Source organism: Rathayibacter sp. AY1E8 (assembly GCF_002931415.1).
GTDB lineage: Bacteria > Actinomycetota > Actinomycetes > Actinomycetales > Microbacteriaceae > Rathayibacter.
Genome location: NZ_PSVI01000050.1, coordinates 1 through 24,901, shown reverse-complemented (window position 1 = coordinate 24,901; position 24,901 = coordinate 1). Strand labels below are relative to the sequence as shown.

Genomic DNA, 24,901 nt, shown 5'->3' with positions numbered 1-24,901 from the left:
CCGACGACGAGATCCGCATGCCCGGGACTCTCCTCGCCCTGGGCGCCCTCGCCGACCGCGGGTACATCGGCCGCTCCGCCGCCGAGGAGTTCGCGCAGGCCGCCGGGCCCGAGCTTGATCTGGTAGTGGACGTCGTTCTGCGGGATGTTCTCGGTGACCCGCTCCCGCATCCGCTGCACCGACTCGACGAAGTTCTCGCGGGAGGCGCTCGACCAGACCTTGGGCGCGACCGCGTCGACGTACGCCCGCCCCAGCTCCTGGTCGCCGGCGAGCGGACGCGCCTTGAGCAGCGCCTGGAACTCCCAGCTCTTCGCCCACCGGTCGTAGTAGGTGATGTGCGACTCGAGGGTGCGCACGAGCGCGCCCTGCTTGCCCTCCGGGCGCAGGTTCGGGTCGACCTCCCAGAGCTCCGGCTCCATCGCCAGCGCAGAGGTCCCGCGCATGAGGAGCACGGCGAGCCGGGTGGCGACGTCGATCGCACGGGCGTTCGTCAGCTCCTTCTCCGGGTCGCCCTCGGCGACGAAGATCACGTCGACGTCGCTGACGTAGTTGAGCTCGGACGCTCCCGCCTTGCCCATGCCGATGACGGCGAAGCGGGTGGCGGCGACCTCGTCGCGGCCGAAGCGACCCGGGCCCGTGCCCTCGACCAGCTCGGTCCGCGCCACGGCGAGGGACGCCTCCAGCGCGGCTCCGGCGAGGTCGGCCAGCGCCCTCGTCACCCGGTCGATCGCCGCGACGGGGTCGGCCTGGCTCAGGTCGTGGACGACGATCCTGGTGAGGAGGCGGCGGTACCGCACGCGCAGCGCCGTCCAGCCCGCCTCCTCCCGGAGCGACGAGAAGCCGTCGACGGCGCCGACCGACTCGAGCAGCTCGGCCTTCATCTCGGCGCGCCCGGGGAGCGTGCGCACCGGCTCGAGCACGCTGGCCAGCTCGTCGGGTCGGCGCTGGAGGAAGTCGGCGAGGCCGGAGGAGGCCCCCACCACCAGAAGCAGCCGGGTCAGGGCCTCGTCGTCGGCGAGGACCGCGTCCATCCGGTCGCGGTGCCGCCGCAGCAGGTCGATCAGAGCGAGCAGCGCCTCGTCCGGGTCCGCCACCCGGGCGAAGGAGGGCAGCACCGACTCGAGCTGCCGCCCGGCGAGCTCCTCCGCCTCGGCCAGCCGCGCCCCGGTCTCGCCGAGCGCGGCGAAGCCGAGGCGTGCGACATCGCGGAGGGAGCGTTCACGGGGCATGGCCGAGGCGTCAGAGCATCTCGAGATTGCTGCGCAGCTCGTACGGCGTGACCTGGGCGCGGTACTCGGCCCAATCCTTCCGCTTGTTGAGCAGCACGAAGTTGAACACCTGCTCGCCCAGCGTCTCGGCCACGAGCTCGGACTCCTCCATCAGCGAGATGGCGCGGTCGAGGCTGGCGGGCAGAGCGCCGTAGCCGAGCGCCCGGCGCTCCGCGTCCGAGAGGGCCCACACGTTGTCCTCGGCCTCGGCCGGGAGCTCGTAGCCCTCCTCGATGCCCTTGAGCCCGGCCGCCAGGAGCAGCGAGTACGCCAGGTAGGGGTTCGCCGCGGAGTCCAGCGCCCGGTACTCGATGCGCGACGACTGCCCCTTGTTGGGCTTGTAGAGCGGAACGCGCACGAGGGCGGACCGGTTGTTGTGGCCCCACGAGACGTAGCTGGGCGCCTCGTCGCCGCCCCAGAGCCGCTTGTAGGAGTTGACGAACTGGTTCGTCACGGCGGTGATCTCGGGGGCGTGCTTGAGCAGGCCCGCGATGAACTGACGGCCGAGCTTCGAGAGCTGGTACTGGGCGCCCTGCTCGTAGAACACGTTCACGTCGCCCTCGAAGAGCGAGAGATGCGTGTGCATGCCCGAGCCGGGGTGCCCGGAGAGCGGCTTCGGCATGAACGTCGCGTAGACGCCCTGCTCGATCGCCACCTCCTTGATCACGGTGCGGAAGGTCATGATGTTGTCGGCCGTCGTCAGCGCGTCCGCGTAGCGGAGGTCGATCTCGTTCTGGCCGGGGCCCGCCTCGTGGTGGCTGAACTCGACCGAGATGCCCAGATCCTCCAGCATGCGCACGGAGCGGCGGCGGAAGTCGTGCGCCGTGCCCCCGGGGACGTTGTCGAAGTACCCGGCGGAGTCGACCGGTTCCGGACCCTCGGCGCCGAAGGACGACGACTTGAGGAGGTAGAACTCGATCTCGGGGTGCGTGTAGAAGGTGAACCCGCGCTCGGCCGCCTTCGCCAGCGTGCGCTTGAGCACATTGCGCGGGTCGGCGACGGCGGGCTGGCCGTCCGGCGTGGTGATGTCGCAGAACATCCGCGCCGTCGGGTCGATCTCTCCGCGCCACGGGAGGATCTGGAAGGTCGACGGGTCCGGATGCGCGAGGACGTCGGCCTCGAAGGAGCGGGTGAGGCCCTCGATGGCGGAGCCGTCGAAGCCGAGCCCCTCCGCGAACGCGCCCTCCACCTCGGCCGGCGCGATCGCGACCGACTTCAGCGTGCCGACGACGTCGGTGAACCAGAGGCGAACGAATTTGATCCCTCGCTCTTCAATGGTGCGAAGAACGAAGTCCCGTTGCTTGTCCATCCAGACCCCTCCTGTTTCGACCCTCAGGCTACTGCCTCCGACCGGGGCCCGCGGGGCGCCCGAGGCGCGCCGTAGACTGGCGCCCATGTCAGCGCAGCCCGTGAAACGCGTTCGAACCCGCCACTTCCAGAACGCGAAGGACTCCGGTGTCCGCATCACCGGGCTGACCAGCTACGACCAGCTGACGGCGAAGATCTTCGACGACGCCGGGATCGACTTCCTCCTCGTGGGCGACTCCGCCGGCAACACGGTGCTCGGCTACGACACCACTCTGCCCGTCACCGTCGACGAGCTCATCCCGCTGGCACGTGCCGTCGCCGGAGCCGTCGAGCGCGCCTTCGTCGTCGCCGACATGCCCTTCGGCTCCTACGAGTCGGGTGCCGACGACGCGCTGCACACGGCGTTCCGCTTCATGAAGGAGACGCACGCGCACGCGGTGAAGCTCGAGGGCGGAGTCCGCTCCGCCGAGCAGATCCGGCGCATCGTCGAGGCGGGCATCCCCGTGATGGCGCACATCGGCTTCACGCCGCAGAGCGAGCACGGGCTCGGCGGCCACATGGTCCAGGGGCGCGGCGAGGGCATCGAGCAGCTGCTCGCCGACGCACGAGCCGTCCAGGAGGCCGGGGCGTTCGCCGTCGTCCTCGAGATGGTGCCCGCGGACGCGGCACGCCAGGTGACGGAGGAGCTGCGCATCCCGACGATCGGAGTCGGAGCGGGACCGCACGTCGACGGACAGCTGCTCGTGTGGACGGACTTCGCCGGATTCACCACCGGCCGCATCCCCCGCTTCGTGAAGCAGTACGCGGATCTGCGCGGCGTGCTCACCGGAGCGGTCACCGCGTACCGGGACGACGTGGAGTCCGGCGCCTACCCCGGCGCCGAGCACAGCTACGAGTAGCCGCGGTCAGCGGTCCTCGGCGGCGTCCTCCTCGGCCCACTTGCGGCTGTTCTCGTGCAGCCGCTCGAGGGCGTGCTCCGCCTCCTCGCGAGAGGAGAAGGGTCCCACCCGGTCGACGGAGGGGGACACGAATCCCTGCTCCACCGTGCCGGCCTTGAGGTTGTACCACCAGGAGTTCGCGTCGCCGTCAGCCATGCCGCGATCCTACGCCGCAGCCCGCGTCGGTCCGCACCCCCGCCCTTCGCTAGCATGGCCGCTATGACTGCTGCGGCGACCGCCATCGGGATCGACATCGGGGGAACGGGCATCAAGGGGGCCTCGGTGGACCTGGCCGCGGGCACCCTGCTCAGCGACCGGATGAAGCTCGCCACTCCCCAGGGAGGCACGCCGAAGGACATCGTCGCCACCGTTCAGCAGATCCTCGAGAGAATCCCGGACCTGCCCTCGGACACCCCGGTCGGCATCTGCTTCCCCGCCGTCGTCGTCCACGGACGGACGATGTCGGCGGCGAACGTGTCGGACGAGTGGATCGGCCTCGAGGCCGAGAAGCTGTTCGAGGACGCGATCGGCCGGAACATCTTCTTCGTCAACGACGCCGACGCGGCGGGCTACGCCGAGTCGCGCTTCGGAGCGGCGAAGGACAAGGAGGGCCTGGTCATCATGACCACCCTCGGCACCGGCATCGGGACGGCGCAGATCCACGACGGGATCCTCATCCCCAACGCCGAGCTCGGCCACCTCGAGATCCACGGCGGCGACTACGAGAAGAAGGCCTCGTTCGCCGCCAAGGAGCGCGACGACCTCGACTACAAGCACTGGGCGAAGCGCCTGCAGCGCTACTACTCCCACCTCGAGGCGCTGCTCTGGCCCGATCTCTTCATCGTCGGCGGCGGCATCTCCAAGCACCACGACGAGTTCCTCCCGCTGCTCGACCTGCGCACCCCGATCATCCCGGCGGCGCTCCGCAACAACGCCGGCATCCTCGGCGCGGCCGCGCTCGCAGGGCGGGGCTGAGTCTTTTTCCTCGGCGGTCCCCGCCCGCCGAGGCGCGGTCGGCCTCGGGAGGTGACGCGTTCCGGGGAGCGGGGGGCGGACGGCTACGGCGAAACGCTGGCACGCGTTTCGCCGGTTCGCCTGGTGAGTGGCGCCACGGCGGACGGACGTGATCAGACTTTCAGTGTTCAGTGGTCGCGGTGAGCCAGGACGGGGGCGGGGGCACCTGGTCCTCGGGGTCGATCCGCAGCGGCGTCCCAGGACCGTCCTCGGGGATCGGCGCCTGCCGGACGTCGTGCTGCACCGCTTCGTCCGCAGGAGGCAGCGCGAGAGATGGACCGCGCCAGTCTCAACGAGCAGCCGCGCAAGGATGTATCGAGACCCCGGAACCGCCACGGCAGGCCGTCGCGCTGCCTGCGGGCGGGAGCGCGAGCTCGGCGACCGGCGGAGACGCGAGATGCCCCGCCGGGGCGGGGCATCTCGTGGCGAAGGGGTCGGCTGATACGCCGGGTTCTGTTCACGCCGCGCCTCTCGGCGGGCGCTGGACGGCCATCTCTCTCGGAGCCACGTCGCCGTGACCCTCCAGCGGTCTACCCGAGGACCCGACGAGCAGCCGCATCGTCCTCTGTCTGACCTTGCTCCGGGCGAGGTTTACCGAGCGGACCGGATCACTCCGGCCCCTGGTGGTCTCTTACACCACCGTTTCACCCTTACCGCCGGCCGGAGCCGACGGCGGTCTGTTCTCTGTGGCACTGTCTCGCGGGTCGCCCCGGGTGGGTGTTGCCCACCGCCCTGCTCTGCGGAGCCCGGACGTTCCTCGGCACCACGGCTCTCGCCGCGGTGACGCGACCGTCTTGCCGGCCCGTTCGCCCGTCCAGTGTACGGCTCAGGCGAGGGTGGACTCCTCGCCGCGCACCAGGATGCAGCCGCTGTCGGGGCAGAGGACGACCTCGTCCGGAGCGGAGGCGCGGATCCAGGAGAGGTCCGACTCGGTGAGGGCCACGCCGCTCCCCTCCGACACCTTCCCGCGGAGGAGGGCCGCGCCGACTCCGTAGCGGGCGCGCTGCTTCTCGTACAGCTCGACCAGGTCCTCCGGAAGCGTCGTCACCAGATCGGCGCGGTCCCGGGCGAGCGCCTCCTGCTTGTCGCGGAGCTTCTCGGCCTGCGCGTCGCGCTCCTCGGCGAGGGTCCCGAGCGAGGCGACGACCTCGTCGCGCTCGGCCTGAGCCGCGGCGACCTCGGACTCGATGCCCTCGATCCGCTCCATCAGGGTCAGCTCGATGTCCTCGAGGTCTCCCCGCCGCTTCACGAGGGAGGTGATCTCGCTCTCGAGCGCGGCGATGTCCTTGGCCGCGGATGCGGTCTGCAGGCGGTCGCGATCGCGGGTGAGCCGCTTCTCGACCACGCTGACGTCGGACTCGATGCGCCCGAGCTCGGTGCGCACGTCCTCGAGGCGCCCTGTGCGCTCGGCGAGGGAGCGGCGGGTCTCGTTGTCGCGGGCCTGCATCGCCTGGATCCGCGCGATCTGCGGGAGCGTCGCGAGGGCGTGGCGCAGCTGCGCGCCCCTCGTGTCCAGACTCGCCAGAGTCAGGAGTTCGCGCTGGTGTGCGGGGCTGGCTTTCACGTGGCGGTCCTCGTTCCCGGCGCGCAGTACGGACGCGCCGCGTCCATTCTCCCGTGCCCGCGGCGGGTCAGTGCACGATCGCGAAATCCCACGGGTCGGTGCGGGTCTCGCTCACCTCGACGGTGACCGTGGGCAGGGCCTCCCGCAGCGCGGTCGCGGCGACGTCGAGCCACAGCCACTCGCTCGCCCAGTGCGAGACGTCGATGAGGGCGGGGCCGGTGCCGTGCAGGGCCTTCTCGCGCGCCTCGGAGGCCGGGTGGTGCCGGAGGTCGGCTGTGATGAAGACGTCGCTCGTGCGGACGGCGGGGGCGTCCAGGAGGGAGTCCCCCGCTCCCCCGCAGAGCGACACGCGGCGCACGGGTGTCTCGTAGGCGCCCGCGACCCGCACTCCCCCCGCGGTGGCCGGCAGGAGCTCGGCCACGGCTCCGGCCAGGCGTCCGAGCGTCACCTCCTCGGGCAGATCGCCCACCCGGCCGAGCCCGACCGACGGGTCGGCGCCCGGGACGATCGGAGTCGTGCCGGTCAGGCCGAGGCGGGTCGCGATCACGTCCGAGACGCCGTCCGCGACGATGTCGGCGTTCGTGTGGGCCGAGATCAGTGCGCAGCCGCCCCGGACGAGGTCCGCGAGCAGGCGGCCCTTGTAGCCGTCCTCGGCGATCGAGGTGACGCCGCGCAGCAGCAGCGGGTGGTGCGCGACCAGGAGCTGGTATCCGCCGTCGACGGCCTCCGCGACGGTGTCGGAGACCACGTCGACCGTGAGCAGGATCCGCTCCACCGCGGCGTCGGGGTCGCCGGTGACCAGGCCGGGCGCGTCCCAGCTCTCGGCGGCCGCCTCGGGCCAGAGACGGTCGATGACGGCGTGGACGTCGCGCAGTGAGGGCATGCGTCCAGGGTAGGGCCGCTCAGGGCGGGTGGTCGGTCTCCACGGCGCGGATCTCGGCGTCGGCCGCCGCGTCCAGGTCGGCTCGCGGGTGGTCGTCCGACTCCAGCAGGAGGAGGGTGATGCCGCCGTACCGCTCGATCTCGATCAGGCCCGCGACTCCGGAGGCGGCGAGCACGTGGCCGCCGATCCCGCCGGTGGTGTCGACGACGTGCGTGTGCAGGCCGGCGACGCTGATCCCCTGGAACGGCTGCGGGCCGACGAAGCCCAGCAGCGTGCCCTCGACGCCGGTCAGCCGGACCTCGTGCTGGTCGCGCATCGCGTCCGCCGGGCGGCGGTAGGGCTCCGCCCGCGCGATCGGCCGGCGCAGGGTCGGGGTCTCCGCCCGCGCGCGCAGGCGGACGCCGACGAAGACGTCCGGGCCGGGCACGAGCGAGCGCACTGCGGCCAGTCTGCCGAGCGGCGCGATCGGGAGCCGTCGCGGCGCACGGTCGGTGGTCCGTGCTTGCCTGGGGACCATGAACGAGTACCTCCCCTGGGCCGTCGCGGCCGCCCTGCTCCTGGCCCTTCTCATCACGGTCGTCGCCGGCCGCCGACGGCGCACTGCGGCGAGAGCGGCGGCGGAGCAGGCCGCGGAGGAGGCCTCGGAGGAGCACCAGCGCACGATCGCCGAGCGCGACCGGAGCCACGAGGCGGCGCTCAAGGCATTGACGCGCGCGCGCGACGCCGAGCGCGACCTCAGTCGGACCGAGCTCGAGACGGCGCAGGAGGAGGTCGAGCAGACCCGTGACGCGCTCGCCAGGACCTGGAGCAGCGAGGCCGTCTCGCACACCCTGATCCGGGAGGCGTGCGCCTCGGCGGGGCTGTCCGGCGTCCTCGCCACGAACGTCGTCTTCGTACCGGTCGACGCGCGCACGACGCGCCGCTTCCTCGCGCAGATCGACCATCTGCTGCTCACCCGGCACGGCGCGCTCATCATCGAGGCCAAGTACTGGCAGGGGGTCGTCTTCGACGGCGTGCGACCCGGTACTGTCCACCCCTCCTACGGCGTCCTCCTCGACGAGGACGCCCTGCCCGAGGCCTTCGCGGTTCAGATCGCACCGGGGACGGTGTCGCGGTGGACGGTGCGCACGCATGTCGAGCAGCACGTCCCCGCCCGGCAGGTCCGGATCCAGGCCGCGAGGTTCAAGGAGCACCTGGCCCTGAACGGTCTGCCCACGCCGTGGTTCGAGACGGCCGTGCTCTACAGCCACCCCGACGTCAGGACGTACGCGCCCGGATGGCAGGGCACGGGAGCGGCACGGACGAGGATCCTGACGGGAGTCGACGAGCTGACGGACGCTCTGGCCGATCTCGCACGGCGCCCGGGCACCACGATCGGGGAGGACGCCTGGGGCGAGCTCTCCGGATTCCTCGCCGGATGCGGCGGCCATGTGGAGCCGGTCGGGCCGACGCGTGCGTGACCAGCAGGGGGACCCGGCGGCCGGGCGGGTACGGTCATGACCGGCCTGAGCCGGAAAGGACGGCGCCAGACCCTGTAGCGCCGTGAACGACGAAGGTCCGCACTCCCGGAGGAGTGCGGACCTGTTCGGTGGATCCGAGGGGATTCGAACCCCTGACCCCCTGCATGCCATGCAGGTGCGCTACCAGCTGCGCCACGGACCCGTGTTGTGTTCTGTCTTGCTTCGTACTGTCTTTCGCTGTCTCCGCCCGGCGGAAGCAACTCGAATAAACTACAACACGATTCGCGTGAAGTGAAATCGAGCGCTGTCGCCGGGCGTGTTCGTCAGTTCGAGGACGTCGACGAGTCGACGGCGACGGGCTGCTCGAGGGTGAACGGCACCGTCGGGCAGTCCTTCCAGAGGCGCTCGAGCGAGTAGTACATGCGGTCCTCCTCGTGGAAGACGTGCACGACGAGGTCGCCGAAGTCGAGGAGGATCCAGCGGCCCTCCGCACGGCCCTCGCGGCGCAGCAGCTTGGCGCCGGAGTCGTTCAGGCGGTCCTCCACCTCGTTCGCGATCGCGACCACGTTGCGCTCGGAGCGGCCGGTGGCGAGGAGGAAGATGTCGACCAGCGGCAGCGGCCCCGAGACGTCGAGGGCGACGAGGTCCTCACCGCCCTTGGAGTCGGCGGCGGTGGCCGCGAGCTGGAGCAGGGCGCGGGCGGAATCGGTCGCAGTCATGAAGCCTTCAGTGTCGGTGGTGGAGATCAGAAGATGTTGAGCACGAAGCCGCCGATGAACAGCGCGATCGCGCCGACCAGCAGGACGGCCGCGGTGATCGCGAGGACCACCGGGACGCTCACGCCGGCGCGCTTCTGCGGCGCGATCATCGAGGTGCCGGCGGCGTGGGTGGAGACGGCGCTGGACGCCCGGACCGGCTCGGACTCGCCGACGGGCTGCTCGCGGTCGATGCGGTCGACGTAGCGGTCCACATCGGGCGAGTCGTAGAGGTTCGGGTGCTGTCCCGTGGAGCCGAGGCTGCGCGGGAGGTCGAACGAGCCGGTGACGAGGATCTCCCCCGTGTCCGTGCCGACTGTCGCGCCGGGGCCCGTGGTCGGCAGGATCAGCGCGTTGGTGGTGGTGACGGCACCGGTGGCGGCGACTCCGCTCGCGATGAGGGAGTCGAACGAGGCGTCCACCTCCTCCTTCGACTTGCTGTCGAGTTCCTCGGTGATGGCGAGGTGCTCGATCGGCGGCTCGAAGCTCCCGGTGATCTCGGTGGCCTTCTCGTCGGCGATGTCGAGGGATCCGCCCACCGACGCGAAGAGCGCGGTGTTCAGGTGCGGCTGCTCGGGCTGCTCGCCGGCCGTCGGCTGCTCGTCGTCCGCGTCCCGCTCGTCGGAGGCGTCCGCGGACGGCGTCTCGTCGTCGGAGGAGGAGCTCTCGATCTCGGCCTCGTGCACCTCGGCCGCGTCGGCGTCCGCGGTCGCATCGGTGGCGGACTCGTCCGCCTCCTCCTCGGACGCCTCGGGGGCGTCCTCGGTGACGACGTCCTCGTCGCCCTCCGGCTCCTGCTCCGCTGCGCCCTCGGGCACCGGCTCCGCATCACGGGACTCGTCGGCCGCCTCGATCACGGGGACCGCCCCGGTCGGCGGGAGCGCCGAGGCGCGCTCGAGGGCGCCCTCGACGTAGTCGGAGCGCTCGTCGTCGGACCGCTCCTCGTCGGCGGGCGGCTCCGCCTCCGGTGCGGCGGCGACCTTCTCCGCCTGCTGCTGCGCCAGCAGTGCGCGCAGCTCCCGACGGGTCAGCTGGCGGCCCGTGGCGTTCTCGGTGGCGACGATCTCCATCGAGGAGGTGCGCAGGTCGGGCTCGCTCGCGGGGCTCGGCTCGACGGGGGTGATCCGCAGGGCCTGGGTGGGGGTCAGCACCGGCATGTCGCCGGCGGTGGTGGCGGTCGCGGTGGCAGCTCGGCGGGACGTCGTCGGAACGGCGGCGGTCGTGGCCGCACCGGCCTCGCGCCTCTCGCGCTCGCGGATCTCGCGCCGGGTGAGCGGCTTCTCCTCGGGCTGAACTGTCATGACGTGCTCCGATACAGGTGGTGCTTCGAGATGTACTGGACGACACCGTCGGGAACCAGGTACCAGACCGGATGACCCCGGTTGACGCGGCTCCGACAGTCGGTCGAGGAGATCGCCAGTGCCGGAATCTCCAACAAGGATACGTCCTGGGCCGGCAATCCCGAAACGTTGAGGACGTGCCCCGGCCGGCTGACGGCGACGAAGTGGGCCAGCTCCCACAGCTCGTCGTAGTCCTTCCAGCTCAGGATCTGAGCGACCGCGTCCGCGCCGGTGATGAAGAACAGCTCGGCGTCGGGGTGCGCGGCGTGGATGTCGCGCAGGGTGTCGATCGTGTAGGTCGTGCCGATGCGGTCCACGTCGACTCGGCTGACGGTGAAGCGCGGGTTCGACGCCGTCGCGATCACCGTCATCAGGTACCGGTGCTCGGCGGAGGTCACCGTCTTCTTGTGCCACGGCTGGCCGGTGGGCACGAAGACGACCTCGTCCAGGTCGAACGACTGGGCCACCTCGGAGGCGGCGACCAGGTGACCGTGGTGGATCGGGTCGAAGGTGCCGCCCATCACGCCGATGCGCGGACGCCGCGGGCCTCCGCTCGCGGCGGACGTCACGATCGCTGGGCTCCCCGCCTAGTGTCCGTGACCGTGCTGGTCGTGGGAGCCGGCACCGGTCTTGTGCGAGTGGCGGTTCGCCACGTCCCGGTAGCTCCAAGTGACGAAGCCGAGCGCCGTGAAGGCGACGGCGGCGATCAGGCCGAAGACGATCGGGGGGAACGGCAGCTCCGTGTGGGCCGCTGCTTCGGCGAGGACGGTCGTCGCGAGGGACATGCAGTGCTCCTTGGAGGTCGTGGTCGCCCCGGCGGGGCTCCGACGAGTCTACCCGGACGCCGCTCGACGCCGGATCGCCGGTCCGGGCGCTAGGCGCGGACCTGTCCCGCGCCGCGCAGCAGCCACTTCGTGCTGGTCAGCTCGGGAAGGCCCATGGGGCCCCGAGCGTGCAGCTTCTGCGTCGAGATGCCGACCTCGGCGCCGAACCCGAACTCCCCGCCGTCGGTGAAGCGGGTGGAGGCGTTGACCATCACGACCGCGGAGTCGACCTCGGCGAGGAAGCGCTCGGCGCTTCGGAGGTCGTTCGTCACGATCGACTCGGTGTGGTGGGTGGAGTACCGGTCGATGTGGGCCATCGCGGCCTCTAGGTCGTCGACGATCGCGACGGCGACGTCGAGCGAGTAGTACTCCGCGGACCAGTCCTCATCGGTGGCGGGCACCGCGTCGGGCCAGAGCGCCGCGACGCGCTCGTCGCCGTGCACGGTCACTCCCGCTTCCGCGAGCCGGCCGAGGACGGGCGGGAGGAGGCGCTCGGCGGCGTCGCGGTGGACGAGGAGGGTCTCGAGGGCGTTGCAGGTGCTCGGACGCTGCACCTTGGCGTTGTGGACGATGTCCACGGCCCACCGCTCGTCGGCACTGGCGTCGAGGAAGACGTGGACGACTCCGGCGCCCGTCTCGATCACGGGGACCGTCGACTCCGTCACGACCGACTCGATGAGGCCCGCGCTCCCCCGCGGCACCAGGACGTCGACGTAGCCGCGCGCTCGCATGAGGGCCTTCGCGCCCTCGCGGCCGTGGTCGTCGACCGTCTGCACCAGCTCGGCGGGCAGGCCCACGGAGGCGACGGCCTCCTGCAGCAGCTCCACCAGGACGCGGTTCGTGTTCTCCGCGGCCGTGCCTCCGCGCAGGATCACGGCGTTCCCGCTCTTGAGGGCGAGCGCCGCGATGTCGATGGTGACGTTCGGGCGCGCCTCGTAGATCGCTCCGACCACGCCGAACGGGACCCGCACCTGGGTGAGGGAGGCGCCGTTGGGCAGGTTCGATCCCCGCACCGTCTGCCCGACCGGATCGGTGAGCCCGACGACCGCGACGACGGCGTCGGCGAGGGACCCCAGGCGCACCGCATCGAGGCGGAGGCGGTCCTGCAGGCCCGGGCTCATGCCGCTCTCGCGACCCCGCTGGAGGTCGAGCTCGTTCGCCGGGACGACGCGCTCGGCGCTCGAGCGCACCGCGTCGGCGATGGCGAGCAGAGCCCGGTTCTTGAGGTCGGTGGTCGCACTGCGGAGGGAGCGCGACGCGACGCGGGAAGCGGCGAACCGCTCGGTCAGCGCACTGCTGTCGGGGGTCGTCTGCGGCATCCGGCCAGTGTAGAGGCAGACGACCCCGGCGGCGGGAGTCAGCTCTCCTCGCCGGCCTCCGTGCCGTCGCCCTCGTCGGCGACGCGCCAGACGCCGCCCTGGCGCTCGCGCTCGAGTTCCGCGCGGGCCTCGGCCTTGGCGTCCATCCGCTCGAAGTAGTCCTCGCGACGCTCGTTGCGGGTCTTGCGCCGGTTGTCCTCGAGGCGGAGGTCCGTTCCGCGGGGCGCGGTGATGAGCTCGGCCGTCGAGGTGAGGGTCGGCTCCCAGTCGAAGACGACGCCGTCGCCGGGGCCGATGACGACGGTGGAGCCGGCGACCGCTCCAGCCGAGAACAGGCCGTTCTCGACTCCGAGCTTGGCCAGGCGGTCGGCGAGGAAGCCGACGGCCTCGTCGTTCGTGAAGTCGGTCTGCGCGACCCAGCGCACGGGCTTGGTGCCCAGGACCCGGTACACGTTGCCGTACGAGCCGCCCTCGACCCGGATCTCGAAGTCCTTCTCGTCCACGGCGCGGGGGCGGATGGTGATGCGCTCCACCCGCGGCACGGCGGCGAGCTCGAGGCGGTGCTTCTCGACGATCTCGGCGAGGGCGAACGTCAGCTGGCGGAGTCCCGAGTGGCTGACCGTCGAGATCTCGAACACGCGGTAGCCGCGGCCCTCGAGGTCGGCCCGGACGAAGTCGGCCAGTTCCTGGGCCTCGGGCACGTCGACCTTGTTGAGCGCGATCAGCTGCGGCCGCTCGATCAGCGGCACCTGTCCGTCGCCGACGGGGTACGCCGCCAGCTCCCCGAGGATGATGTCGAGGTCGGTCAGCGGGTCGCGGCCGGGCTCGAGCGTGGCGCAGTCGAGCACGTGGACGAGGGCGGTGCAGCGCTCGACGTGGCGGAGGAACTCCAGGCCCAGGCCCTTGCCCTCGCTCGCGCCCTCGATGAGACCGGGCACGTCGGCGACGGTGAAGCGCGACTCCCCCGCCTGCACGACGCCGAGGTTGGGCGCGAGGGTCGTGAACGGGTAGTCCGCGATCTTCGGCTTGGCCGCCGAGATCGCCGCGACGAGGCTCGACTTGCCCGCCGAGGGGAATCCGACGAGCGCGACGTCCGCGACGGTCTTCAGCTCGAGGACGACGTCGCCCTCCCAGCCCGGCGTGCCGAGCAGCGCGAAGCCGGGCGCCTTGCGCTTCGTGGTGGCGAGAGAGGCGTTCCCGAGCCCGCCCTGCCCGCCCGGAGCGATGACGAACCGGAGGCCGGGCTCGTCCATGTCGATCAGCTGGTCGCCGTCCGGCGACTTGACGACCGTGCCGACCGGGACGGGGAGCTCCATGAGCTCGCCGTTCCCGCCCGCGCGGTGGTCGCCCATGCCGGGACCGCCGTTCTCGGAGCTGCGGTGCGGGTGGCGGTGGTAGGCGAGCAGCGTCGTCGTCTGCGGGTCGGCGACGAGGACGATGTCGCCCCCGTGCCCGCCGTTGCCGCCGTCGGGGCCGGCGAGCGGCTTGAACTTCTCGCGACGGACGGAGACGCAGCCGTTGCCGCCGTGGCCGGCACGCAGATGCAGCGTGACGTTGTCGACGAAGGTGACCATGGTGTGAATCCGTCCGTGAGTGCGTGCGGCGCCGGGATGCCGGCGCCGGGGGGCTGTGCCCCGGTAAACGCGCAAGGGGCGAGCCGAAGCCCGCCCCTTGCGTCCTGTGCCTGTGCGGCCGAGGAGGTCGACCCTACTGGGCGGCCGCCACGATGTTGACGACCTTGCGGCCGCCCTTGCTGCCGAACTCGACAGCGCCCGCCGAGAGGGCGAACAGGGTGTCGTCGCCACCGCGTCCGACGTTCGCGCCGGGGTGGAAGTGCGTGCCGCGCTGGCGGACGATGATCTCGCCCGCGTTCACGACCTGGCCGCCGAAGCGCTTGACGCCGAGACGCTGCGCGTTCGAGTCGCGACCGTTGCGAGTGGAGCTCGCGCCCTTCTTGTGTGCCATTTCTCATCTCCTCGAGACCGGGGGGCCGCAGCCCCGTGCTGTTGCCCTGCAGGGCGATGGCTCGCTCCGCAGGTCAGCTCAATTCCTTTGCAGGACTACTTGATGCCAGTGACCTTGACGCGCGTGAGGTCCTGACGGTGCCCCTGGCGCTTCTTGTAACCGGTCTTGTTCTTGAACTTCTGGATGATGATCTTCGGACCACGGAGGTCCTCGAGCACCTCGGCGGTGACGGTGACGCCCGCGAGGGTCGCCGCGTCCGAGGTGATCGACTCACCGTCGACGAGCAGCACGGCAGGAAGCTGCACGGTGCCGTTCTCGTCGGCCTTGACGCGGTCCATCGTCACGATGGTGCCGACCTCGACCTTCTCCTGCCGACCGCCGGCGCGCACAACTGCGTAAACCACTTCTCGTACCTGTTTCTCGTCTGGACGGAGCGGAGGCCTCGTCCGGGGCTTGTAGGGACGGGGCTGAGCCCCGGTCTTCCGGTTCGTACCCGTCTCCTCACGACACGAGGGAACCGGCACCGCGGCCCGCGCCCCGTGAGGGGCGGAGCGACAACGGAAATCTGCGTGAGCACATGGATCGCGCCACACCAACGGTCAAGAGTACGGGATCCGCGCTCCACGGTCAAACGCACACGACTGCGAAGCCGTGTCCACCCGACCGGCGACCCCGTCACGATAGTCGAGGAGGAGGCGCGTGGACGGACGGCGCGCCGCCTACGATCGGGGAATGGTCATCCTCGTCGACGGCGCGCGCTGGCCGGCGCACGGCCGGCTGTGGGCGCACCTCGTGAGCGACGTCTCGCTCGAGGAGCTCCACGACTTCGCGCGCCGTCTCGGCGTGCCCGAGCGCGGCTTCGACCTGGACCACTACGACGTGCCCGAGGAGCGGATCGACGAGCTCGTCGCCGCGGGCGCGGTCCCCGTCGGCGCGCGGGAGCTGGTCGAGCGGCTGAGGCGGAGCGGGCTCCGCGTCCGCGGGCGCGACCGGGACGCCGAGAGGGCCCGGCGCCGGCTCTCGCCGGGCACCGGGCCCTCCTGACACCGGGTCGCGCTACTGGTCGGCGCGGCGCGGGGTCTGCTCGGGGATGACCGCGACTCCGGTGAGCGCGGCCGTCGTGACGCGACGGCTCTTCTCACGGCCCTGGCCGGGCTGCTTCGGGGCCGGCAGAGCGTCGAGCACGGAGTCGAGCAGGTGCTCGGCGACCTCGCTGCGGACGCGGCGCGGAGGCGTGACCGGCGCGATCGGGATGTCGAGGATCGGCGCGGCAACGGCCGGCTCGATCTCCTTCTCGACCGGGGTCTCGACGGGAGCCGACTCGACGGTCGCCGTCTCGGCGGCCTCCTGGCGCGGCTCGCGGTCGCGGCTGCGACGACGGCGCTCGCCCCGGGCGGGACGCTCGCCGCGACGGCTCGGCTCGGACGGCTGCTCCTCGGGTGCCGTGGCGGACTCCTCCGGCGCCATGGCCTCGACGGTCTCGGCGGCGTCCTCGACCAGCGCGGCCGCCTCCTCCGCCGCCTGGCGCACGGCCTGGGGGTGGATGGTGCTGGCGGCGATCTGCGCGAGCGCGTTCTTCGCGTCGTCCGTGATGGCGTGGGTGCTGATCGGCTTGGTCGCCGGCGCGCCCTGCCCGTTCTGCCCGCCGTTCGAGCGCCCGGAGGCGGCGGGCTGCTGCTCGCCGCCCTTGCCCCGGCGGCGCTGCTCCTGCTGCGGAGCGGCGGTCGACCGGTGCTTGAGCACGGGGTCGTGGTGGACGATGACGCCGCGTCCGGCGCAGATCTCGCAGTTCTCACTGAAGGTCTCGAGCAGGCCCAGGCCCAACTTCTTGCGGGTCATCTGCACGAGGCCGAGCGAGGTGACCTCGGCGACCTGGTGCTTCGTCCGGTCGCGGCTCAGGCACTCGACCAGGCGGCGGAGCACGAGGTCGCGGTTGGACTCGAGCACCATGTCGATGAAGTCGACGACGATGATGCCGCCGATGTCGCGCAGGCGCAGCTGGCGGACGATCTCCTCGGCCGCCTCCAGGTTGTTCTTCGTGACCGTCTCCTCGAGGTTCCCGCCCGAGCCGACGAACTTGCCGGTGTTGACGTCGACCACCGTCATCGCCTCGGTGCGGTCGATCACGAGCGAGCCGCCGCTGGGCAGCCACACCTTGCGCTCCAGCGCCTTCTCGATCTGCTCCGTGATGCGGAACTCGTCGAACGCGTCCTTCTCACCCGTGTAGACCTCGACGCGCTCGAGCAGATCGGGTGCGACCTGGCTGAGGTAGAGCTCGATGGTCTCGCGGGCGTCGTCGCCGGCGATGACCATCTTCTCGAAGTCCTCGTTGAAGACGTCGCGGACGATCTTGATCAGCAGGTCCGGCTCGCTGTGCAGGAGAGCGGGAGCCTGCCCGGTCGCGGCCTTCGCGCTGAGAGCCGTCCACTGCGCGGTCAGGCGCTCGACGTCGACGGTCAGCTGCTCCTCCGTGGCGCCCTCGGCCGCGGTCCGGACGATGACGCCCACGTTCTCGGGCAGCACCTCCTTGAGGATCTTCTTCAGGCGGGCGCGCTCGGTGTCCGGGAGCTTCCGCGAGATGCCGTTCATCGAGCCGTTGGGCACGTAGACGAGGTAGCGGCCGGGGAGCGAGATCTGGCTCGTGAGACGGGCGCCCTTGTGGCCGACGGGGTCCTTCGTGACCTGGACGAGGACCCGGTCGCCGGGCTTGAGCGCGAGCTCGATCCGGCGGGGGCCGCCGGCGTTGTTCGCGGCGTCCCAGTCGACCTCGCCGGAGTAGAGCACGGCGTTGCGCCCGCGTCCGATGTCGACGAAGGCGGCCTCCATGCTCGGGAGGACGTTCTGCACGCGGCCGAGGTAGACGTTGCCGATGAGCGACGCCTCCTGCGAGCGGGCGACGTAGTGCTCGGCGAGGACGCCGTCCTCGAGCACGCCGATGCGGATGCTGTCCTCCTTCGAGCGGACGACCATGACGCGGTCGACGGCCTCCCGGCGGGCGAGGAACTCGGACTCGGTGACGACCGTGCGGCGCCGGCCGGCGTCGCGGCCGTCGCGGCGGCGCTGCTTCTTGGCCTCGAGGCGGGTCGAGCCCTTGATGCGCTGCGGCTCGGTGATGAGCTCGGGCTCGCGGGCCTCGCGCTGCTCGCGCGGCTGGCGGACCCGGACGACGGTGTTCTCGGGGTCGTCGGAGCCGGACCTCTCGCTCTCGCCGCTGCGGCGGCGCGAGCGGCGGCGGACGGAGCCCTGCTCCTCGGCCGGGCTCTCGCGCTCCTCCTGGACGCCCAGCGGCGCACCGCGGGGAGGCAGCGGAGCCAGCTCGACGTAGTCGGGCAGGACCGGCGCCTGGAACAGCAGCGACGGGCTCGGCAGTGCGGGCCGTCGCGGCTCCTCCTGGTCGGCGCCCGGGGTCTGCGGGAGGGCGTTGAAGAACACCGCGCCCGTCGACGTCGACGGCTCGGCCGCCTCCGCGGCGCTCCCGGTCTCGGGCAGCTCGGTGCCCTCGGCTCCGGTCTGGTCGGTCTCGTTGCTGTCGATGATCGTCTCCCCTGTCGCTGGCGCGCTCGACTCGGTCCGCCGGCTCGCCCGGCGGCCACCGAAGAGGCGGCTGATCTTCCTGGCCCCGCTGCGGGGCCCGTCGCGGTCCGGATCGGATCCGCTCGTACTGTTGTCTTCCACCATTCCTGGTGCACTCCTCGGCCGGGTCGTCCGCCGCGTCGTCTTCCCGGATGCTTCTCTCGTGCGAGGGGCCTCGGCCCGCCGCGAATCCTTCCGCTCCCCCGGTCCCGTCGCGCTCGTGGCGCGGGACTCCGGTTGCAGCTGCACTCTCGGAACTGACTATCCGACACGCGCTCCTCCGCGGTGCGACCTGCGGTCGACTCCCGGCGGAGCGGAGATCCGGCGCGTCCATTCGCGGAACGCTGTCGATCTCCTGTGGCCCGGTGCTCGCCCGGTAAACCTTCTTCGCGTCGATGCGGGGTCCCCCGGACCGACGGCTCCGATTATCGCACGCATTCCCAGAGGCGCCGATCCGGCGCGTGCCATAATCCCCCGGTGTCCAGCGATCCCGGGGTGCGCGACGCCCCCATGCAGCAGCGCCCCGTCCTCTTCGCCGTCCTGCTGATCGTCCTCGGCGTGATCGGCTGGACCGCCGCCTTCGCCCTCACGAACGACAAGTTCGCCGCTCTCGAGAACCCCGATGCGGGCCTCGGCTGCGATTTCAGCCTGCTCGTGCAGTGCAGTGCGAACCTGAACTCGGCGCAGGGCGCGGTCTTCGGCTTCCCGAACCCTCTCATCGGCCTGGCGGCCTGGATCGCGCCGATCGTGGTGGGGCTGGGCCTGCTCGCGGGCGCCCGGTTCGACCGGTGGTTCTGGGCGTCCTTCAACGTCGGCTTCCTGCTGGCCCTGGTGTTCGTGGGCTGGCTCATCGCGACGAGCGTCTTCGCGCTCGGAACGCTCTGCCCCTGGTGCATGCTCACCTGGGCCGTCGTCATCCCGGGCTTCTGGCTGGTGACGCTCCGCAACCTCCGTGAGGGCGTGTTCCCCGTCCCCGCCGGGATGCGCCGCTTCGCCGGTGCCGCCTACGGCTGGGTCCCGTTCATCACGCTGCTCTGCTACCTGCTGATCGCGGTGATCGCGCAGGTGAGGCTGAACGTGCTCGCCTACCTCTGACGGACGTCGTCAGAGGCAGGCGGCCGAGCGGCTCAGGCGAACCAGAGGCCGAGCTCGCGCGCGGCCGACTCCTCGGAGTCGGACCCGTGCACGAGGTTCTGCTGGACCTTGAGGCCCCAGTCGCGGCCGAGGTCGCCGCGGATGGTGCCGGGAGCGGCCGTGGTCGGGTCGGTGGTGCCGGCGAGGGCGCGGAAGCCCTCGATCACGCGGTCGCCCGCGATGCGCAGGGCGACGATCGGGCCGCTCTCCATGAATTCGACGAGCGGCTCGTAGAAGGGCTTGCCCTCGTGCTCGGCGTAGTGGGCGGCGAGCAGCTCGCGGTCGGCCTCGACGAGCTTCACGTCGACGAGGGAGTAGCCCTTCGCCTCGATGCGGCGGAGGATCTCGCCGGTGAGGTTGCGGGCGACGCCGTCGGGCTTGACGAGGACGAGGGTCTCCTGAGTGGCCATGGTTCAGCGGTCTCCTTCGGTGGGGTCGGTGGGCTCCGCCGCCCGGCGCGTCTGAGCGTCGAGGCGGGTGCCGGTCACCATGCAGTACGTCCACAGCGCCACGAAGGCGGCGCCGATCACGTACATGATCGGGACCAGCAGGCCCGAGGCCACGATAACGAACTGCAGCACCCAGCCGATGCGGAAGCCGACCGGCCGGTTCAGCAGGCCCAGAGTGGCGACGAGCGCGAGGCAGACCACCGCTCCCCCGACCAGCACGATCACGGGATCGGCCGCCTTCAGCCCGAAGGCCACCAGGGTGGCGAGGAAGACGATGACCGCCTCGAAGCCGAGCACGATCGAGCCGAGGCTCTCCCGGACGGTCCGCGAGCGCCGCGGGCGCCCGGCCCTCACGCGCCCAGCCAGTTCTCGTCGCGGGCCGCGGTGATCGTGCGGCCGACGAGGGTGATCGAGCCCGTGACCAGCAGGGCGCCCTTGTCGGTGCGCGCCGCGAGGACGCGACCGGCCGTGAGAGCACCCAGCGGGTCGTCGGCGACGCGGACCGCCTCCTCCGGGAACACGGTGCGGGCGAGCGCGGCGAGCTCCTCGGCGGGCATCGCCCGATCGCTCGGCGCCGTGGTCACGATCAGCTCGTCCACCACGGGGCGGAGCTCCCGGAGGATCCCCTCGGCGTCCTTCTCGGCCAGCACGCCGAGGACGGCCGTCACGCGGTCGAAGTCGAAGTAGCGGCCGAGAGCGGCGGCGAGGGACGCGGCACCGTGCGGGTTGTGCGCCGCGTCGACGACGGTGCGCGGAGCGAGTCCGACGAGCTGCAGGCGGCCCGGGGAGGTCGCGGCGGCGAAGCCCTCGTCGAGGACGTCGCCGGTGAGCTCCTGCGTCCCGCCTCCCAGGAACGTCTCGACCGCGGCGACGGCCACGGCGGCGTTCTCGGCCTGGTGGTCGCCGAAGAACGGCAGCAGCAGCTGCTCGTACGTGGTGACGAGTCCCCGGACGGTGACGACCTGGCCGCCGACGGCGACGGTCGTCGACTCGACGTCGAACTCCGCCCCCTCGACGACGATCGTCGACTCGGTGGCCTCGGCCGCGTGCCGCAGCACCGCCTCCGCCTCCGGGACCTGCCTCGCGGAGACCACCGAGGCGAGCGGCTTGACGATGCCCGACTTGGTGCGCGCGATCTCCTCGATCGTCGAGCCGAGGCGGTCGGTGTGGTCGAGGGCGATCGGCGTGAAGACGGCGACCTGCGCGTCGGCGACGTTCGTCGAGTCCCACTCGCCGCCCATCCCCACCTCGACGACGGCCACATCGACCGGCGCGTCGGCGAAGGCCGCGTAGGCCAGGACGGTGATCGCCTCGAAGAAGGACAGCGGCGCCTCGCCCTGCTCGGCCAGCTCGGCGTCGGTCATCCGCAGGTACGGCTCGACGTCCTGCCAGTTGTCGGCGAGGCTCCGGTCCGAGATCGGCTCTCCGTCGATGACGATGCGCTCGTTGAAGCGCTCGAGGTGCGGACTGGTGAACAGGCCCACCCGCAGCCCGTGGGCGCGCAGCAGGCTCTCGATCATCCGGCTGGTCGAGGTCTTGCCGTTGGTTCCGGCGATCTGGATCACCGGGTAGGCGCGCTGCGGGTCGCCGAGGATCTCGACGGCGCGCCGGGTCGGAGCGAGGCGCGGGCGGACGCTCGCCTCGCCCAGGCGCTCCAGCAGCGCGGCGTAGACGGCGTCGGCGGCCGCGCGGTCGGCGTCGTCCGGCTCGAACGGATCAGACATCGGCGGCCTCGACCTTCTCGACGCGGATGATGGCGGTGCCCGCGGGGCCGAAGGCGATCGCGCCCTCGCCGCCCTCGAGAGCCGTGGTGAGCGGAGTGAACGCGCATCCGGTCGCGAGGGTCTCCTCCGCGATCCAGAGCGCGTGCGGCTCGAGCGCCTGCAGGCTCGGCTCGTCGAGCACGACCTCCAGGACGATCCGGTCGCTGACCTCGAACCCGGCCGCCTTGCGGGCGTCCTGCACCGCGCGGATGAGGTCGCGGGCGAGCCCCTCCGCTTCGAGCTCGGGGGTGGTCGCCGTGTCGAGGAGCACGAAGCCCCCGCGCGGGAGCAGGGCGATGGCGCGGTCGTCGCCGGCCGAGCCGCCGACCTCGAGCGTGAGCTCGTACTCGCCCTCGACCAGCTCGACGCCGCCGGCGGTGACGACGCCGTCCGTCTCGCTCCAGTCGCCGGCCTTGGCGGCCCTGATCACGGTCTGCACGCCCTTGCCGAGCCGGGGCCCGGCGGCGCGCGCGTTGACCGCGAGACGGGAGGTGACGCCGTAGTCGGCGGCGCTGGAGTCGACCAGCGGCACCAGCGTCACCTCCTTCACGTTCAGCTCGTCGCGGAGGATCGCCTCGAACGGCGCGAGCTCGGCGGCGTCGGCGACCACCACGGTCAGGCGCGCGAGCGGCAGGCGGACGCGGAGCCCGGCCTGCTTGCGGAGGGAGAGCGCGGTGGACGAGATGCCGCGGACCGCGTCCATCGCGTGCACGAGCGCCGTGTCGGCGGGGAACTCGTCCGCCTCCGGCCAGTCGGTGAGGTGGACGCTGCGGCCGCCGGTCAGGCCCTGCCAGATCTGCTCCGTGACGAGAGGCAGGAGCGGGGCGGCGACGCGGCACACGGTCTCGAGGACCGTGTAGAGCGTGTCGAACGCCTCCGATCCGCGGCCGTCCTCGTCGACGCCCTGCCAGAAGCGGTCGCGGGAGCGGCGCACGTACCAGTTCGTGAGCACGTCGCTGAAGTCGCGGAGCGCGGCGGCCGCGAGCGTGGAGTCCAGCGCCTCGAGCCGGCCGGTCACGGTCTCGACCAGATCGCGGGTCTTGGCCAGCAGGTAGCGGTCGAGGACGTCCTCGGAGCCGGTGCGCCTGGTCGCCTCGTAGCCGCCGCCCGCCGAGGCGTTGGCGTAGAGGGAGAAGAAGTACCAGGTGCTCCACAGCGGCAGCAGTACCTGGCGGACGCCCTCGCGGATGCCCTCCTCCGTCACGACGAGGTTGCCGCCCCGGAGGACCGGGCTCGACATCAGGAACCAGCGCATGGCGTCGGAGCCGTCGCGGTCGAAGACCTCGGCCACGTCCGGGTAGTTGCGCAGCGACTTGGACATCTTCTGCCCGTCGTTGCCCAGCACGATGCCGTGGCTGACCACGTTGCGGAACGCCGGGCGGTCGAAGAGCGCGGTGGAGAGCACGTGCAGCGTGTAGAACCAGCCGCGCGTCTGCCCGATGTACTCGACGATGAAGTCCGCCGGGTTGTGGGTGTCGAACCAGTCCGCGTTCTCGAACGGGTAGTGCACCTGGGCGAAGGGCATCGATCCGGAGTCGAACCAGACGTCGAGGACGTCGCTGATCCGGCGCATCGTCGAGCGCCCGGTCGGGTCGTCGGGGTTCGGGCGGGTCAGCTCGTCGATGAACGGCCGGTGCAGGTCGTCCGGGCGCACGCCGAAGTCGCGCTCCAGCTCGTCCAGCGAGCCGTAGACGTCGATCCGCGGGTACTCCGGGTCGTCGCTCTTCCACACCGGGATCGGCGAGCCGAAGTAGCGGTTGCGGCTGATGGACCAGTCGCGCGCGCCCGAGAGCCACTTGCCGAACTGGCCGTCCTTGACGTTCTCGGGGACCCAGGTGATCTCCTGGTTGAGCTCCTCCATGCGGTCGCGGATCGCGGTGACGCGGACGAACCAGCTCGAGACCGCCTTGTAGATCAGCGGATTGCGGCAGCGCCAGCAGTGCGGGTACGAGTGCTCGTAGCTCGCCTGGCGGAGCAGCCGGTGGCCCGCGCGCAGGAGCTGCGTGAGGGGCTTGTTCGCGTCGAAGACCTGGAGGCCGGCGACCTCGCTGATCTGCGGCAGGAAGCGGCCGCCGTCGTCGACCGAGATGATGACGGGGATGCCCGCCGCCTCGCAGACCTTCTGGTCGTCCTCGCCGTAGGCGGGCGCCTGGTGCACGATGCCGGTGCCCTCGCTGGTGGTCACGTAGTCGGCGACGAGGATGCGCCACGCGTTCTGCGTGCCCCAGGCCTCGGTGTCCGCGTAGTGGTCCCAGAGGCGGTCGTAGCTGATCCCCTCGAGCTCGGAGCCGCGGTGGGTGCGCGAGACGGCGGCCAGGGCCGACTCCGCGTCCGGATAGCCGAGGTCCTTCGCGTAGGCGCCGACCTGGTCGATGGCGAGCAGGTACTCGGCCGAGAGCTCGCGCTCCTCGGGCTCGCCCCTGCCGTCGGCCGCGCCGTTCGGGCCGGCGGGGACGACCGCGTACTCGATGTCGGGCCCGACGGCGAGCGCGAGGTTCGTCGGCAGCGTCCAGGGGGTCGTCGTCCACGCGAGAGCGCGGACCGCCGTCAGCTGGAGCGCCTCCGCCGTCTCGCCGACCAGCGGGAAGGTGACGGTGACCGTCTGGTCCTGCCGCATCTTGTAGACGTCGTCGTCCATCCGCAGCTCGTGGTTCGAGAGCGGCGTCTGGTCGCGCCAGCAGTACGGCAGCACGCGGTGGCCCTCGTAGGCGAGGCCTTTGTCGTAGAGCTGCTTGAACGCCCAGATCACCGACTCCATGAAGGTGGGGTCGAGCGTCTTGTAGTCGTCGTCGAAGTCGACCCAGCGCGCCTGGCGGGTGACGTAGTCCTGCCACTCCCCGGTGTAGCGCAGCACCGACTCCTTCGCGGCGGCGTTGAAGGCCGCGACGCCCATCTCCTCGATCTGGGACTTGTCGGTGATGCCGAGCTGCCGCTCCGCCTCGAGCTCGGCGGGCAGGCCGTGGGTGTCCCAGCCGAAGCGGCGGTGCACCTGCCGTCCGCGCATCGTCTCGAAGCGGGGGAAGACGTCCTTGGCGTAGCCGGTGAGGAGGTGCCCGTAGTGCGGCAGGCCGTTGGCGAACGGCGGGCCGTCGTAGAAGACCCACTCCGGCGCTCCCTCGCGCTGCCGGATCGACTCCTGGAAGGTGTCGTCCGCCTTCCAGTACGCGAGCACGCGCTCCTCGATCTCGGGGAAGCGCGGCGACGGGGACACGCCCCGGCCGAACGCGGAGCCCTCGGCGGGCTCGGCTCCGTGCGGGGTGGGCGGCGGGGTGTCGATCGAGTAGACGTCGGCGCGGGTGAGGCCGGTGCGGTCGAACCGGTAGGTCCCGTCGGTCTGCCAGCGG

23 protein-coding genes, 1 tRNA gene, 1 other RNA gene and 1 pseudogene are annotated in these 24,901 nt (G+C 71.6%); 5 read left to right on the top strand and 21 right to left on the bottom strand.

The features are described from left to right. Nucleotides 1–1,229, bottom strand: a pseudogene (locus tag C5C74_RS13525) (bifunctional glutamine-synthetase adenylyltransferase/deadenyltransferase); the annotation flags it as partial. A gap of 10 nt (nucleotides 1,230–1,239) precedes the next feature. Then, the gene (locus C5C74_RS13520) at nucleotides 1,240–2,577 is read right to left on the bottom strand and encodes a glutamine synthetase family protein (RefSeq protein ID WP_068253236.1); all 1,338 of its coding nucleotides are present in this window, start codon (nucleotides 2,575–2,577) and stop codon (nucleotides 1,240–1,242) included. A gap of 85 nt (nucleotides 2,578–2,662) precedes the next feature. Between C5C74_RS13520 and panB the strand changes: the two genes are divergently transcribed. Next, nucleotides 2,663–3,475, top strand: a complete 813-nt coding sequence (panB, locus tag C5C74_RS13515) for a 3-methyl-2-oxobutanoate hydroxymethyltransferase (RefSeq protein ID WP_104226711.1) — start codon at nucleotides 2,663–2,665, stop codon at nucleotides 3,473–3,475. 6 nt (nucleotides 3,476–3,481) lie between these two features. Here the strand turns inward: panB and C5C74_RS13510 are convergent, their stop codons facing one another. Further along, complete coding sequence (locus C5C74_RS13510) at nucleotides 3,482–3,670, bottom strand: SPOR domain-containing protein (RefSeq protein ID WP_104223671.1); 189 nt, start codon at nucleotides 3,668–3,670, stop codon at nucleotides 3,482–3,484. A 63-nt stretch (nucleotides 3,671–3,733) separates the two neighbouring features. Here C5C74_RS13510 and ppgK point away from each other — a divergent pair, with 63 nt between their 5' ends. Then, entirely contained in the window at nucleotides 3,734–4,489 is a 756-nt protein-coding gene (ppgK, locus tag C5C74_RS13505; RefSeq protein WP_104226712.1) for a polyphosphate--glucose phosphotransferase, read from the top strand. 465 nt (nucleotides 4,490–4,954) lie between these two features. Here ppgK and rnpB read toward each other — a convergent pair. From rnpB to C5C74_RS17525, 4 genes are all read right to left on the bottom strand, one after another. Then, an RNA gene (gene rnpB, locus C5C74_RS13500) (RNase P RNA component class A) lies at nucleotides 4,955–5,333 on the bottom strand. 21 nt (nucleotides 5,334–5,354) lie between these two features. Further along, complete coding sequence (locus C5C74_RS13495) at nucleotides 5,355–6,092, bottom strand: zinc ribbon domain-containing protein (RefSeq protein WP_104226713.1); 738 nt, start codon at nucleotides 6,090–6,092, stop codon at nucleotides 5,355–5,357. A 67-nt stretch (nucleotides 6,093–6,159) separates the two neighbouring features. Further along, entirely contained in the window at nucleotides 6,160–6,975 is an 816-nt protein-coding gene (locus tag C5C74_RS13490) for a Nif3-like dinuclear metal center hexameric protein (RefSeq protein ID WP_104226714.1), read from the bottom strand. A 19-nt stretch (nucleotides 6,976–6,994) separates the two neighbouring features. Continuing rightward, the gene (locus C5C74_RS17525; protein ID WP_181134709.1) at nucleotides 6,995–7,414 is read right to left on the bottom strand and encodes an acetolactate decarboxylase; all 420 of its coding nucleotides are present in this window, start codon (nucleotides 7,412–7,414) and stop codon (nucleotides 6,995–6,997) included. 76 nt (nucleotides 7,415–7,490) lie between these two features. Between C5C74_RS17525 and C5C74_RS13480 the strand changes: the two genes are divergently transcribed. Beyond that, the gene (locus C5C74_RS13480; protein WP_104351709.1) at nucleotides 7,491–8,435 is read left to right on the top strand and encodes a nuclease-related domain-containing protein; all 945 of its coding nucleotides are present in this window, start codon (nucleotides 7,491–7,493) and stop codon (nucleotides 8,433–8,435) included. A gap of 129 nt (nucleotides 8,436–8,564) precedes the next feature. On the opposite strand, the gene C5C74_RS13475 is transcribed toward C5C74_RS13480, so the two are convergent. The 9 genes from C5C74_RS13475 to rplU form a co-directional block, all read right to left on the bottom strand. After that, nucleotides 8,565–8,637 (bottom strand) — tRNA-Ala (locus C5C74_RS13475). Nucleotides 8,638–8,758: 121 nt separating this feature from the next. Then, nucleotides 8,759–9,154, bottom strand: coding sequence for a ribosome silencing factor (rsfS, locus tag C5C74_RS13470; RefSeq protein WP_104223676.1), 396 nt, complete (start codon nucleotides 9,152–9,154; stop codon nucleotides 8,759–8,761). A 26-nt stretch (nucleotides 9,155–9,180) separates the two neighbouring features. Beyond that, a complete protein-coding gene (locus C5C74_RS13465; RefSeq protein ID WP_104250571.1) occupies nucleotides 9,181–10,491 on the bottom strand; it encodes a hypothetical protein in 1,311 nt (436 codons plus the stop codon). After that, entirely contained in the window at nucleotides 10,488–11,099 is a 612-nt protein-coding gene (gene nadD / locus C5C74_RS13460; RefSeq protein ID WP_104223678.1) for a nicotinate-nucleotide adenylyltransferase, read from the bottom strand. Before nadD ends, C5C74_RS13465 begins: the two co-directional genes overlap by 4 nt. An 18-nt stretch (nucleotides 11,100–11,117) precedes the next feature. After that, nucleotides 11,118–11,315: a hypothetical protein gene (locus tag C5C74_RS13455; RefSeq protein WP_104223679.1), complete on the bottom strand. Its 198-nt coding sequence runs from the start codon at nucleotides 11,313–11,315 to the stop codon at nucleotides 11,118–11,120. An 89-nt stretch (nucleotides 11,316–11,404) separates the two neighbouring features. Next, nucleotides 11,405–12,673 (bottom strand): glutamate-5-semialdehyde dehydrogenase, encoded by a 1,269-nt coding sequence (locus C5C74_RS13450; RefSeq protein WP_104351708.1) that lies wholly within the window; start codon nucleotides 12,671–12,673, stop codon nucleotides 11,405–11,407. A gap of 38 nt (nucleotides 12,674–12,711) precedes the next feature. Beyond that, complete coding sequence (obgE, locus tag C5C74_RS13445; protein ID WP_104223681.1) at nucleotides 12,712–14,247, bottom strand: GTPase ObgE; 1,536 nt, start codon at nucleotides 14,245–14,247, stop codon at nucleotides 12,712–12,714. A gap of 133 nt (nucleotides 14,248–14,380) precedes the next feature. Then, nucleotides 14,381–14,638: a 50S ribosomal protein L27 gene (gene rpmA / locus C5C74_RS13440; RefSeq protein ID WP_068209107.1), complete on the bottom strand. Its 258-nt coding sequence runs from the start codon at nucleotides 14,636–14,638 to the stop codon at nucleotides 14,381–14,383. A 95-nt stretch (nucleotides 14,639–14,733) separates the two neighbouring features. Then, nucleotides 14,734–15,042, bottom strand: a complete 309-nt coding sequence (gene rplU, locus C5C74_RS13435) for a 50S ribosomal protein L21 (protein ID WP_104223682.1) — start codon at nucleotides 15,040–15,042, stop codon at nucleotides 14,734–14,736. A 328-nt stretch (nucleotides 15,043–15,370) separates the two neighbouring features. On the opposite strand from rplU, the gene C5C74_RS13430 reads away from it, so the two are divergent. Then, nucleotides 15,371–15,682, top strand: a complete 312-nt coding sequence (locus C5C74_RS13430) for a DUF4031 domain-containing protein (RefSeq protein ID WP_104247269.1) — start codon at nucleotides 15,371–15,373, stop codon at nucleotides 15,680–15,682. 12 nt (nucleotides 15,683–15,694) lie between these two features. Here the strand turns inward: C5C74_RS13430 and C5C74_RS13425 are convergent, their stop codons facing one another. Beyond that, complete coding sequence (locus C5C74_RS13425) at nucleotides 15,695–18,316, bottom strand: Rne/Rng family ribonuclease (protein ID WP_104351707.1); 2,622 nt, start codon at nucleotides 18,314–18,316, stop codon at nucleotides 15,695–15,697. Between the two features lie 372 nt (nucleotides 18,317–18,688). On the opposite strand from C5C74_RS13425, the gene C5C74_RS13420 reads away from it, so the two are divergent. Beyond that, nucleotides 18,689–19,306: a vitamin K epoxide reductase family protein gene (locus C5C74_RS13420; RefSeq protein WP_374953526.1), complete on the top strand. Its 618-nt coding sequence runs from the start codon at nucleotides 18,689–18,691 to the stop codon at nucleotides 19,304–19,306. Between the two features lie 32 nt (nucleotides 19,307–19,338). Here the strand turns inward: C5C74_RS13420 and ndk are convergent, their stop codons facing one another. From ndk to ileS, 4 genes are read right to left on the bottom strand one after another with little or no spacing between them, the layout of a single operon-like run. Next, nucleotides 19,339–19,755: a nucleoside-diphosphate kinase gene (gene ndk / locus C5C74_RS13415; RefSeq protein WP_104223686.1), complete on the bottom strand. Its 417-nt coding sequence runs from the start codon at nucleotides 19,753–19,755 to the stop codon at nucleotides 19,339–19,341. A 3-nt stretch (nucleotides 19,756–19,758) separates the two neighbouring features. Further along, a complete protein-coding gene (locus C5C74_RS13410) occupies nucleotides 19,759–20,148 on the bottom strand; it encodes a DUF4233 domain-containing protein (RefSeq protein WP_258060376.1) in 390 nt (129 codons plus the stop codon). Continuing rightward, on the bottom strand, nucleotides 20,145–21,518 hold the full coding sequence (locus C5C74_RS13405; RefSeq protein ID WP_104223687.1) for a folylpolyglutamate synthase/dihydrofolate synthase family protein: 1,374 nt from the start codon (nucleotides 21,516–21,518) through the stop codon (nucleotides 20,145–20,147). The genes C5C74_RS13410 and C5C74_RS13405 overlap by 4 nt, the downstream gene beginning before the upstream one ends. Continuing rightward, complete coding sequence (ileS, locus tag C5C74_RS13400; RefSeq protein WP_258064175.1) at nucleotides 21,511–24,768, bottom strand: isoleucine--tRNA ligase; 3,258 nt, start codon at nucleotides 24,766–24,768, stop codon at nucleotides 21,511–21,513. Before ileS ends, C5C74_RS13405 begins: the two co-directional genes overlap by 8 nt. Between the last annotated feature and the right edge of the window lie 133 nt (nucleotides 24,769–24,901).